General features: G+C 68.8%; 12 protein-coding genes. 4 read left to right on the top strand and 8 right to left on the bottom strand.

The window, feature by feature from the left end; all coding sequences use genetic code 11:
- The first annotated feature begins 92 nt into the window (after positions 1 to 92).
- Positions 93 to 983, top strand: coding sequence for a polyphosphate kinase 2 (gene ppk2, locus WBG06_RS21990; RefSeq protein WP_336739258.1), 891 nt, complete (start codon positions 93 to 95; stop codon positions 981 to 983).
- A 12-nt stretch (positions 984 to 995) separates the two neighbouring features.
- Here ppk2 and WBG06_RS21995 read toward each other — a convergent pair whose 3' ends face one another.
- Complete coding sequence (locus tag WBG06_RS21995; protein ID WP_336739260.1) at positions 996 to 1,814, bottom strand: phosphotransferase enzyme family protein; 819 nt, start codon at positions 1,812 to 1,814, stop codon at positions 996 to 998.
- 131 nt (positions 1,815 to 1,945) lie between these two features.
- Positions 1,946 to 3,112 carry an HNH endonuclease signature motif containing protein gene (locus tag WBG06_RS22000; RefSeq protein ID WP_336739261.1) on the bottom strand — a complete coding sequence of 389 codons (1,167 nt, stop codon included), beginning with the start codon at positions 3,110 to 3,112 and terminating at the stop codon, positions 1,946 to 1,948.
- A 450-nt stretch (positions 3,113 to 3,562) separates the two neighbouring features.
- Here WBG06_RS22000 and WBG06_RS22005 point away from each other — a divergent pair, with 450 nt between their 5' ends.
- Entirely contained in the window at positions 3,563 to 4,105 is a 543-nt protein-coding gene (locus WBG06_RS22005; RefSeq protein WP_336739263.1) for a GNAT family N-acetyltransferase, read from the top strand.
- Here the strand turns inward: WBG06_RS22005 and WBG06_RS22010 are convergent.
- The 4 genes from WBG06_RS22010 to obgE all read right to left on the bottom strand — a co-directional run bounded on the left by WBG06_RS22010 (position 4,102) and on the right by obgE (position 8,539).
- Complete coding sequence (locus WBG06_RS22010) at positions 4,102 to 4,611, bottom strand: hypothetical protein (RefSeq protein WP_336739265.1); 510 nt, start codon at positions 4,609 to 4,611, stop codon at positions 4,102 to 4,104. The two genes, WBG06_RS22005 and WBG06_RS22010, sit on opposite strands and share 4 nt — an antisense overlap.
- A 9-nt stretch (positions 4,612 to 4,620) precedes the next feature.
- Positions 4,621 to 5,595 (bottom strand): endonuclease/exonuclease/phosphatase family protein, encoded by a 975-nt coding sequence (locus WBG06_RS22015; protein ID WP_336739267.1) that lies wholly within the window; start codon positions 5,593 to 5,595, stop codon positions 4,621 to 4,623.
- A gap of 171 nt (positions 5,596 to 5,766) precedes the next feature.
- Positions 5,767 to 6,879, bottom strand: coding sequence for a glutamate 5-kinase (proB, locus tag WBG06_RS22020; RefSeq protein WP_336739268.1), 1,113 nt, complete (start codon positions 6,877 to 6,879; stop codon positions 5,767 to 5,769).
- Positions 6,880 to 6,979: 100 nt separating this feature from the next.
- The gene (obgE, locus tag WBG06_RS22025) at positions 6,980 to 8,539 is read right to left on the bottom strand and encodes a GTPase ObgE (protein ID WP_336739269.1); all 1,560 of its coding nucleotides are present in this window, start codon (positions 8,537 to 8,539) and stop codon (positions 6,980 to 6,982) included.
- A 77-nt stretch (positions 8,540 to 8,616) separates the two neighbouring features.
- On the opposite strand from obgE, the gene WBG06_RS22030 reads away from it, so the two are divergent.
- Positions 8,617 to 9,471 carry an LLM class flavin-dependent oxidoreductase gene (locus WBG06_RS22030; protein ID WP_336739270.1) on the top strand — a complete coding sequence of 285 codons (855 nt, stop codon included), beginning with the start codon at positions 8,617 to 8,619 and terminating at the stop codon, positions 9,469 to 9,471.
- A gap of 177 nt (positions 9,472 to 9,648) precedes the next feature.
- Here the strand turns inward: WBG06_RS22030 and rpmA are convergent, their stop codons facing one another.
- Together rpmA and rplU are read right to left on the bottom strand one after the other, a co-directional pair.
- Positions 9,649 to 9,906 carry a 50S ribosomal protein L27 gene (gene rpmA, locus WBG06_RS22035; RefSeq protein WP_008358497.1) on the bottom strand — a complete coding sequence of 86 codons (258 nt, stop codon included), beginning with the start codon at positions 9,904 to 9,906 and terminating at the stop codon, positions 9,649 to 9,651.
- A 36-nt stretch (positions 9,907 to 9,942) separates the two neighbouring features.
- Positions 9,943 to 10,245 (bottom strand): 50S ribosomal protein L21, encoded by a 303-nt coding sequence (rplU, locus tag WBG06_RS22040; RefSeq protein WP_183547129.1) that lies wholly within the window; start codon positions 10,243 to 10,245, stop codon positions 9,943 to 9,945.
- A gap of 308 nt (positions 10,246 to 10,553) precedes the next feature.
- Between rplU and WBG06_RS22045 the strand changes: the two genes are divergently transcribed.
- A complete protein-coding gene (locus tag WBG06_RS22045) occupies positions 10,554 to 11,336 on the top strand; it encodes a DeoR/GlpR family DNA-binding transcription regulator (protein WP_336739271.1) in 783 nt (260 codons plus the stop codon).
- Positions 11,337 to 11,456 lie beyond the last annotated feature (120 nt).

Here is an 11,456-nt window from a genome sequence, read left to right on the forward strand (position 1 = left end):
TGAGATCGTGATGATGAGCGGATGAGAGGGTTCTCATCCACCGGAACCGAGGCGCAACCTCGCGTTCATCTCGGATCCTTAGGTTTCGGGCCATGTCCCAGGGATTCCGTGAATACATCGACAACCTGATCACCGAGGGTCACACGATCGGCGAGGACCACGATGACGATCCGGTGCTCCTGGACCCGGCCGGCAGGGCCGTCGACACCTGGCGCGAGAACTATCCCTACACCGAGCGGATCGCCCGCGAGGTCTACGACGAGCAGAAGTACCTCCTCCAGGTCGAGCTGCTGAAGTTCCAGCGCTGGAACGATCAGGTCGGCGGCAAGCACGTGCTGCTCTTCGAGGGCCGGGACGCGGCCGGCAAGGGCGGCACGATCAAGCGGTTCATGGAGCACCTCAACCCCCGCTATGCCCGCACGGTCGCACTGTCGAAGCCCTCGGACCGGGAGGCGCGGCAGTGGTACTTCCAGCGCTACGTCCAGCACCTGCCCACCGCCGGCGAGATGGTCCTCTTCGACCGGTCCTGGTACAACCGCGCCGGCGTCGAGCGGGTCATGGGCTTCGCATCTGACGACCAGTACGAGCAGTTCATGCACCAGGTGCCGCTCTTCGAGCGGATGCTCGTCGACTCCGGCATCACGCTCACCAAGTTCTGGTTCTCGGTCGCCCGCTCCGAGCAGCGCACCCGTTTCATCATCCGCCAGATCGATCCCGTGCGGCAGTGGAAGCTCTCCCCCATCGACGTGCAGTCCCTCGACAAGTGGGATTCCTACACGGCCGCCAAGGAGGAGATGTTCCGCCGCACCGACACCGACTGGGCCCCCTGGACCACCATCAAGTCCAACGACAAGAAGCGCGCCCGCCTCAACGCGATGCGCTACTTCCTCGCCAACCACGACTACGACGACAAGGACCCCGAGATCGTCGGCACCCCCGACCCGCTCATCGTCCAGCGCGGCATCGACGCCGTCGACGACTGACTGCGGGCGGGGTCAGCTCGGCCACGGCACGCTCACCAAGTGCTCCTCGATGCTGTCCTCGAGCGCTGCGGCGTCGTCGTCCTCGAGAGGAAGAACCGACGCGTACCCCGCGACGAATGCCTTCCGCACCGCGGCCGGGGTCGGGCGCCACTCGTGATACCGAGTTCCGAGAAGGACGGCGGCTCGGGCGAGGTCGTCCACCCGCCGACGGTAGGCCGCTTCCTCCAGATCCAGGACCGCCGCCACCGCCCCGCCCGACCAGAGGATGTTGGCCGACCTGAAGTCGTTGCCCACCAGCTGGGTGCCAGGCGCGGCCGGTTCTTCGGTCGGGACCGCCTTCGGGTAGTCAGCCATCGCGACATGCATCCGCGCGAGCATCTCGCCTGCGGCGTGGACCTGGACGGGGTCGGCGACGTCCAACAGGTCGCCATCGATCACCCGCTGAAGCCCCAGCGAGAAGCCGTCGACCTCGACCTGGAGCTGCCCGTCCCGATCTGCTTGCGGCGCCGAAACAGGTATCCCCCGCTGCTCCAACCACACCGTCAGCCCGGCGATCGCCGCCAGGCGTGCGAACCTCGGTGGCCACATCGACCACTTGGCGATCATCCGGCAGCCGTCAGCGGTGATCCACGCCAGGCAGTTGGCATCGCTGATCACCAGCCGTTCGCAGGCAACCATGCGCAGCCCCCAACGCTCGGCCAGAACCTGCCGGAGCCAGCTGGTCGCATCAGCTGCGGAAGCGAATCCGAACCGCTCAGTCAGCTCTGTGTGTGGATCTGCTGACTCCCAGAGCATGCTGATCGGCGTACGCATCTGCTGGGGTTCTGGCATAGACCAGAGTCAAGCAGGTAGCGGTGGGCGTTGTTTGGCGTCATCGGAGTGCTCCTTCCTCAGTGGTGGCCACCAACCCGATTGAGTTGCATACGGGCCTGGGAATGGATGCTGGAGTCCTCGCGGAATGGTCAGGTGCGGCGTGTGTACCTGATTCGTCCATCCGGCAGCCGCTCATACCCGTAGTTCGGGTCGTGGATGCGGCGATGGTCGCGTGGGCACAGCAGGATCATGTTCGCGAGGTCTGTTCTGCCGCCTTCGGCCCAGGGTTTCAGATGATGCGCCTCGGTCCAGGCCGCTGGTGCATCGCAATCTTCTGCTTGGCAGCACCTGTCTCTGAGTCGTAGCGCCCGGTGCTGGACTGGGTGGGCGAGGCGGGCGGTGCGGCCGAGGTCGAGGACCTCGGAATCGGTGCCGAGTACCACCGGGACCAGATCTGCATTGCATGCCATCTTGCGGGCCTCGGCCGCGGAGATCTTCTCTCCATCAAAGCCGAGGGCAGCGGTACCGAGGTCGTTGCGGAGGTCGTCGATGCTCATCGTGATGAACACCGTGGTCGCATGCCCACCATGCCTCGGGAGCTGGTTGACGTCATAGGTCTCCACGATCCGTGTAAACGCCTGGCCCAGGAGCCGGTCGTACGGGAGGTGGCGGCCCTTGTCGTGGGCCGACCACTTCCGAGGCTGCGCCAGGGAATCGACCATCGTGCGCAACCGGAGCCCGACAGCGCGGGAGACCCGAGCGTGAATGTCGATGGTCCCATCACCGTTGTCACGCGAAGAGAAGAACGTCCGCCGCGCGGCACGCTCCTCCTCCCGCAGCAACGCCTTGGCCTCGGCGGCCTCGAACCGTCCGGGGTCGACCTCGGCCAGGATCCGTTTGCCAATGTTCTTCAACTCGTTCGCGGTGTGCTGGGAGGCGTACTCCACCAGCAGCTTCTCCGCCAAGACCAGGTCCTCGACACTGGCGGCCGGGTCGGCCTCCACCGCGTCCAGGGCGCGGGTGATCACATGGGCTTTGGCCTGGGAGACCACGCCTTCGGCAAGGCCGGCGGCGACGAGGTCGTACTTCGCGACACCGGCAGCCAGTTTGATCTGCGACCGGGCCTCCGCTTTGTCGACGAGCAGTTCGGTCAGCATCCACCCCGAGGCGTCCTTCGCCCCGGTCTCCTCAGCGATATCACCAGCCACAGCAAGCACCCGCAGCTTTAGCGCAGCCTGCTGGGCTTGAAGCTTCTCCAGCCGCTCGAGCAGGTCTTTCTTCTGATCGGTGCGCCAATAGATCGGGTCGGTCGACAACAGGTCCTGGACGGCGTTCTCGATGACGGTCAGGGCGGCGTCGATCGCATCACCGGGGTGGGTGCCCCAGTGGTCGATGTCGCGCCCGAGACTCATCGCAGTTCCTTCCAGGAGTGCGTGCCTGATGCTCGATATTATACGCGACGACACTCCGTGAGGCTACCCGTTTCCGCAGGTCATCCCTGACTTTCGCGGTGAGCGAACAACCTCAGGTTTGGTGACACACCCGGGCCGCCGCCCCGATAACCAGCCAAATCTTTTCTCGACGGGGCCCGGTGTCAAGGACCGCGAAGCGGCCGGCGTAGCCGGCGGCCGAAGGCCGTCCTTTACTCCGGGTGCCGTCGAGAAGACCCTCAAAGAAGGGTCGGCGGCCCACCCCAACCCCACAAGAAGCTTCCCGGCAGGGAGAAGGTTCGCCTCCACCCCAAAGAACCAGTACGTTCGAACCCGATGAAACCCCTGGTCGACGTCCCCTGGCCCCCACCCCCGATCGTCACCGAGCGCCTGATCCTCAGACACACCAAGAACCAGGACAGATCAGGCCTCGCCGAGCTGCTCTCGTCGGAGATCGTGCAGGCCTACCTCGGCGGACCGCAGCACACCCGCGAACAGCTCGAGGAGCTGATCCCGGACGATCCCAACACCAGGCCCGGAATCTTCGCGGTCGAGCGCGCGGGTGAGTTCATCGGCAGGATCACTATCCAGCGCCGGGATCCGGCGTGGCCGCACCACGTACGCGACGAGGGTAACGAGGTCGAGATCGGCTACGAGTTCCATCCGACGTCGTGGGGCGAGGGCATCGCGACCGAGGCGACCCGGGCCGCGCTCGGCTGGATCGCGGAGACGCTCCCCGGCGAGCCGGTGGTCCTCACCACCCAGGTCGCCAACGAGCGCTCGATCCGGCTTGCGCAGCGACTCGGGTTCGTCGAGGTGGAGCGGTTCACCGCGTACGGAGCGGAGCAGTGGTTCGGCCAGCTCGTACGGCCGAGCTAGACGTCGGTCTCCAGGATGTTGGCCGTCCAGAACCCGAGGACGACCGGGAGCAGCAGGCCCCAACTCGGGCTGAGGTCGGCGTATCCGTCAGGCCCCTCGCCGACGACGGCCAACCAGCACAACAGCGACAGGGCCACCCCGACGACCGCCGCCAGCCCGGCGGCGACACGCGCGGCGCCCGCCCGCTGCACCGCGAGGACGAGACCGAGGATCGGTGCGGCCAGCACGAACAGAAGCACGACGTACAGCATGACCGTCAGCCACGCGTAGGAGACCGGAATGTCCCCGGAGGCGTCCTGCACGTCAGCGATCCACTGGATGGTGGCCCAGGCGTTGAGCTGGGTGTCGAGGTCCCCGTCGTCGTCGATGACCCGGACCATCGGTGAGGCGAGAGTTGCGACGACGAGGGCGAGCACACCGAGGAGCTGCGTACGTCGCAACCGCGAGGCGGTCTCCTCGTTCCCGCGCAGCGCCGAGCGAATCAGACCGTCCGAGTTGTTCGTCACGGCCGCAGGTTATCGCTCGGGAGCTCCGAGGTAGGCGACCAGCGCCAGATGATCGGATCCGGGGACCTCGACCGTCTCGGTCGCCAAGGCGACCAGCGCGTCACCGGTGAGCACGTGGTCGATCGCGACCGCCGGTGGAAGAGGTAGGCCGGCGAAGCCCTCGGTCGGCCACGTCGGCTGCCAACCGGCGTTGCTGGCCCGGGCGGCGTCCTGCACGTCTGCGTCGTCGAGCAGCTGCCGGACGGTGTGATGGTCGAGGGACGCGTTGAGGTCCCCGAGGACGAGGTCCGGTTCCTCGGCGGCAGCCTCCTCGATGACCACCTCCTGCTCGGCCGGCCACGAAGCGAGCGTCGGCGGAGCCGGATGGGCGACGAGGACCCGCAGCTCCCCCACGTCAGCCACCCACGATCCCATCGACGTGTCGAGACGCCGCGCCTTCGTGATCGGCTGGTCGGCGAAGAGCATGGTGCCGGTGGTGCCGGGAGCGGCCTCGCCGATTCGGTAGGGCAGCTGGTCCCGCAGTGCCGTCGACAGCCTTCCGAACGCCTCCCCGGTGATCTCCTGCACCGCGAGCACGTTGACCTTGTGGGCACGCACCGCCGCAACCACCTCGTCGGTGTCGCCCCTGCCCTCGAAGAGGTTGGTGGTCATCACGGTCAACGGCTCGCCCGCGCTGGTCGCCCGGGAGCCGGCGTGGAACGGCGCCTGCCAGGCGACGTGCACCGCGAGCAACAGGGCGACCACCCCGGCGACGACCGCGAGCCGGATACGGCTACGACCGGCCGCCAGCCACACCAGGACGAGGACCGCTACCAGACACAGGGCGTACAGCACGACGCCGACGGGAGCGAACGCGGCCAGGCGCACCGCCCGCAGATCCGTGCTCGCCAGCGCCCGGGAGAGCGTGATCGCCAGCGCGGGCAGGCCGCAGACGACCAGCACCCCCCAGGCCAGAACCAGGGGAACCCACCGCGCCCGGTTCATGATGACCGCTCGCTCACGCTGCCACCTCCGTGGCGCAAGCGCCAGAATACGGACGCGGCAGCGTGTTGATCACATGGTTCGCTCGCTGACGCTCGCTCACGCTGCCACCTCCGTAGCGCAAGCGCCAGAATACGGACGCGGCGACGTGTTGATCATTCGCCTGGCGCTCGCTCACAGGACCACCAGGTCGTCGCGGTGGATGACCTCCCGAGCGTACGCAGCGCCAAGGTTGGCCTCGAGATAGCCGGAGGAACGCCCGGCCAGCCGCGGGATCTCGTCGGCATCGTAGTTCACCAGGCCGCGAGCGACGGCCACCCCGGACGGGTCGACGACATCGACGGGATCACCGGCGTGGAACGCCCCGGACGCGCCGGTGATGCCCGCGGCGAGGAGCGAGGCGCCACGACGACTGATCGCGGCGACGGCACCCGCGTCGATGGTGATCGAGCCGACCGGTTCGGTGGCGTGCTGGAGCCACAGCAACCGGGCTGGACGCCGCTTGCCGACCGCATGGAACAGGGTGCCGACCGCCTCGCCCGCCAGCGCGGCCTCCGCCTGGGCGGCCGAGGTCAGCACGACCGGGACACCGTCGTCGACCGCGATCCGGGCGGCCTCCAGCTTGGTCACCATCCCACCGGTGCCGACGCCGGCCGCGCCGGCCTTGCCGATGGTCACCCCGGCGAGGTCGGCCAGCGACGCGACCTCGTCGATGCGGTGCGACCCCGGCTGCGACGGCGGCGCGTCGTAGAGCGCGTCCACGTCGCTGAGCAGCACCAGCAGGTCGGCCTTGACCAGATGAGCCACCAGCGCCGCCAGCCGGTCGTTGTCGCCGAACCGGATCTCGGAGGTGGCCACCGTGTCGTTCTCGTTGACGATCGGCAGCACACCCAGATCGAGCAGCTTCGACAGCGTCGCATCGGCGTTGCGGTAGTGCGCCCGCCGGTTCAGGTCGTCGACAGTGAGCAGCACCTGACCGGCGATGATGCCGTGCCGGGCGAGCTCGTCGGTGTAGCGGTGCACGAGCAGTCCCTGCCCGACGCTCGCCGCCGCCTGCTGCTTGGCCAGCGCCCGCGGCCGCTTGGCCAGCCCCAGCGGCGACAGCCCGGCTGCGATCGCTCCGGAGGAGACCAGCACGACCTCGGCGCCCGTGGCCCGGGTCTTGGCGAGCACGTCGACCAGCGCGCTCACCCGGTCCGGGTCGATGCCGCCTGCGGCCGTCGTCAGTGACGACGACCCGACCTTGACCACGACCCGGCGTGCCCTGGTCACGACCTCGCGCTGCACCGATCCCCCTCGTACGTCAGCCTGTGCTCTCCGCTGCGCCGGATCCTACCGGCGGCGCCGCCGATCGGCCCGCCGGTTTCCGCCGGTCGAGCAGGGGCCGCTACTCGCCCGTGCGCTCGGTCTCCGCCGACGGGTCGTTCTCGGCCCAGTCGCTGTCCGGGTCGTCCTCGCCGCCGATCTCGTACGCCACGGGGCCAGCCCCGTCGCGCAGCCGCCGGGCGACGTCGGCGCGAGCCTCGTACTCTTCCTTGGTCTCCATCCCGGCGTCGATCTCGCGGCGCCGAGCAGCGGCAGGCCGCTCCTCGTAGAAACGCTGGTCCTCGCCGCGGCGGCCGAGCATCTCGGCGCCGGTGTCGATCGAGGGCCGGAAGTCGAAGACGACCGCGTTGGCCGGGTCGCCGATGATGACGGTGTCGCCCTCCTCGGCGCCGAGCTCGACCAGGCGCGTCTCGACGCCGAGCCGGTTGAGGCGGTCGGCGAGGTAGCCGACGGCCTCCTCGTTGTCGAAGTCGGTCTGCCGCACCCAGCGCTCCGGCTGCGGGCCGCGGACGAGGTATTCGCCGTTCTTGGAGACCTTGACCGTGAAGCCGTCCTTGCCCTCGGCACCCGCCGGTCGGAGCACGATCCGGGTCGGGGCGACGACGGGCGCCTCCTTGCGCGAGGCGGCGACCAGGTCGGCCATCGCGTAGATCAGCTGCTGGGTGCCCTCACCCGACGCGGCGGAGATCTCGAAGACGTTCAGGCCGCGCTTCTCGAACTCGCCGATGGTCATCTCGGCGATCTCCCGGCCGTCCGGGACATCGACCTTGTTCAACGCGACCAGCCGCGGCCGGTCCTCGAGGCCGCCGTGGCGGGAGAGCTCGTTCTCGATGACGTCGAGGTCGTCGATCGGGTTGCGGCCCGGCTCGATGCTCGCGGTGTCGATGACATGCACCAGAGCCGCGCAGCGCTCGATGTGGCGCAGGAACTCGTGGCCGAGACCACGACCGTCGGCCGCGCCCTCGATCAGGCCCGGGACGTCGGCGACGGTGAAGGTGGTCTCGCCACCCTTGACGACGCCGAGGTTCGGGACCAGCGTCGTGAACGGGTAGTCGGCGATCTTCGGCCGAGCCCGCGAGATGGCCGCGATCAGCGAGGACTTGCCCGCGCTCGGGAAGCCGACCAGGCCGATGTCGGCGACGACCTTGAGCTCCAGCCCGATCTCTCGCGCCTCGCCCGGCTCACCGAGCAGCGCGAAGCCGGGCGCCTTGCGCTTGGAGGAGGCCAGCGCCGCGTTGCCGAGACCCCCACGACCGCCCTCGGCCACGACCAGCTCGGACCCGGGGCCGACCAGGTCGGCCAGCACGTTGCCCTGCATGTCGGTCACCACGGTGCCGTCGGGGACGGGCAGGACCATGTCGGCGCCGTGGGCGCCGTTCTTGTGGTCGCCGGCGCCCTGACCACCGTTGGGGGCCTTGCGCTTGGGACTGTGGTGGTAGTCGATCAGCGTGGTCACGTCGGGGTCGACGCGCAGGATGATCGACCCGCCCGGGCCGCCGTTGCCGCCGTCGGGGCCGCCCAGCGGCTTGAACTTCTCGCGGTGCACCGACGCCACCCCGTGTCCGCCTCGACCGGCCTCGACGTGGAGGGTGACGCGGTCTACGAAGGTGGGTACAGCCATGGCTCCAGCCTACCGACGGCACGCCCCACACCTGCTATCCGCGCGACGCGTCACGATCGCGGGTGCAGACTGTGCGCATGCGTGTAGGAACTGTGATGTGGCCGATCGAGGACTGGCCGGCGATGGGCGAGCGCTGGGCGCAGGCCGAGGAGCTCGGGTTCGAGACGGCGTGGGTCTACGACCACCTGGCCTGGCGTGGGCACTCCCCCTGGGAGGAGGCGTTCACCTCGATGGCCGCCGCGGCGGCCCTCACCTCCACGATCCGCCTCGGGACGCTGGTGACCACCCCGAACTTCCGTACGCCGATCCCGACCGCCGCGGCGATCCGCAGTCTCGACCGCATCTCCGGCGGGCGCATCACCATCGGCGTCGGGGCGGGCGGCGACGACCACACCTCCGACGGCGACGTGCTCGGGCGGGAGTTCACGCCGCGCGAACGTGCCGACCGGTTCGCGGAGTGGACCCGCACCGTCGACCGGCTGCTGCGGGAGTCGCCGGTGACGATCGACGGCGAGCACTGGCAGACCCGCGAGGTCACCGTCTCCCCCGGCCAGGTGCAGCAGCCGCGTACGCCGCTGTGGCTGGCCGGCAACGGCCCCCGCGGGATCCGGCTGACCGCCGAGGTCGGCGACGGCTGGATCGCCAACCCGCACGGCGACGACCCGAAGGGTTTCGTCGCCCAGCGTCTCGAGATGCTCCGGGAGGCGTGCGAGAAGAACGGTCGCGACTACGACAGCATGCCGAAGCTGTTCATGTCTGGCTTCACCGACGAGCCGTGGACCGAGTCGGCCGACGCGTTCGAGGACCTGGCCGGCTCCTACGCCGAGATCGGGATCACCGACATCGCGCTCCACTGGCCGCGCGCCGGCACCCGCTGGGAGGTCTCGCAGGAGACCTTCGAGGCGATCGCGGGCCGCGCGGCGTACGTCTGAATGTTCGTCTAGGTATGCAGCCCAACCGCCACTTCCCGGGTGGAGTTCCACACGGGAAGTGAGCGTTCGGCTGCATACCCTTCGACAAGCTCAGGACAGCGCCTAGACGAACCGCCACCCCACCCGACGACGCCAAAGGGCCCCCTCCTTACGGAGAGGGCCCTTCGAAAACGTTGCTCAGGCGTCGCCCGGAACGATGTTGATCACCCGACGGCCGCGGCGCTTGCCGAACTCGACCGCGCCCGGCTGCAGGGCGAACAGGGTGTCGTCGCCGCCGCGGCCGACGTTGGTGCCGGGGTGGAAGTGGGTGCCACGCTGGCGGACGATGATCTCGCCGGCGTTGACGAGCTGACCGCCGAAGCGCTTCACGCCGAGGCGCTGGGCGTTGGAGTCGCGACCGTTCTTGGTGCTTGCCGCACCCTTCTTGTGTGCCATCTTCTCAGTCCTTTAAGTGTCTCTAGAACGCCGGAATCAGGCGTTGATCGCGGTGACCTTGACCTGGGTGTACTTCTGACGGTGACCCTGGCGCTTCTTGTAGCCGGTCTTGTTCTTGTACTTCTGGATGATGATCTTCGGGCCCTTGGAGGCACCGACGATCTCAGCAGCGACCGAGGCCTTGTCGAGGCCGGTCGTGGTGACGTTCTCACCGTCGACGAGCATGACCACGGGCAGCGAGATCGCAGCACCGGCCTCGCCGTCGAGGCGGTCGATCTCGATGACGTCGCCGACAACGACCTTCTGCTGCTTGCTGCCAGCCTTCACGATCGCGTACACCGCGGTCTCCTTCATGCTCCGAACTCAAAGTCTTGTGTCGCCCCGCGGCAAAGCAGACCGGACCCCGAAGCGATAGGTGCCAGCAGATGCCTGCAGGAACGGCGCACTGCGCACGCCGAGATTCAATCTTACGTACGCGGCCAGGTAGCCGCAAAACGCCGCGACCTCGGCCGCTCGACGCTGTTCCCGCCGGTGTCGCCGCGAGCCACCCGGAAAATGGTGCCCGAGGACCACGGGTCAAGCCAACCGGGCGCCCGTTTCGGCACCGGCTCCGACGAACCGGGCATCGATCCGGGCATGATGGGCCCATGACGTCGACCGATCCGTCGCAGACGAACGAGTCGAGGCAGGAGGAGATCCTGGCTCGGGCGCGCTCGACCGGGCGGGTGTCCGTCGCCGATCTCGCCCCCGATCTCGGGGTGAGCGTCGAGACGATCCGGCGCGATCTCAAGGTGCTGGCCGACCGCGGTGTCGTGGAACGGGTCTACGGCGGCGCTGTCGCCCTGGAGAGCGGCAACTTCGAGACGTCGCTCGAGTTCCGGGCCGACCGCGACGTCGACGAGAAGCACCGGATCGCCAGGGCCGCGCTCCAGGCCAGGCACGGCGCGGAGACGATCTACATCGACGAGGGCACGATGCCGCAGTTCCTGGCCGAGGAGCTCAGCGGCTCGGGGCCGGCGACGATCATCACCCCCTCCCTTCCGGTCGCGACCCGCCTCGCCGCCGACTCCGACCTCACCGTGATCGTCCTGGGTGGTCGCGTACGCACCCTCACCCTGGGCGTCGTGGACCAGTGGGCGACCCGGATGCTGGCCGACCTGGTGATCGACCTGGCCTACATCGGCGCCAACGGGATCTCCCGCGAGCAGGGCCTCACCACCCAGGACCCGTCGGTGGCGGCCGTCAAGCGCGCCGCGATCGAGCGCTCCCGGCGCCGGATCTTCTTCGGCGCCCACACCAAGTTCGGGGCCTCCAGCCTCTGCCGTTTCGCGGGCGTACGCGACTTCGAGCTGCTCATCACGGGAACCGAGCTCTCGGCCTCCGAGGCACGCCGGTTCGCGGCGCTCGGGCCCCGGGTCGTCCGAGCCTGACAGGGGCCCCGAGAGGGGTCCCGAGAACGGGCAGCAACCGGGCAACTCGGGCGCACCGAACGGGCTAGGGGGTCGGGCCAAAACTGGGCCATCGTTGTCGTGACCACAGTCACACTGCGA

The sequence above is a fragment of the Nocardioides sp. CCNWLW239 genome, assembly GCF_037137035.1.
Taxonomy (GTDB): Bacteria; Actinomycetota; Actinomycetes; order Propionibacteriales; family Nocardioidaceae; genus Nocardioides.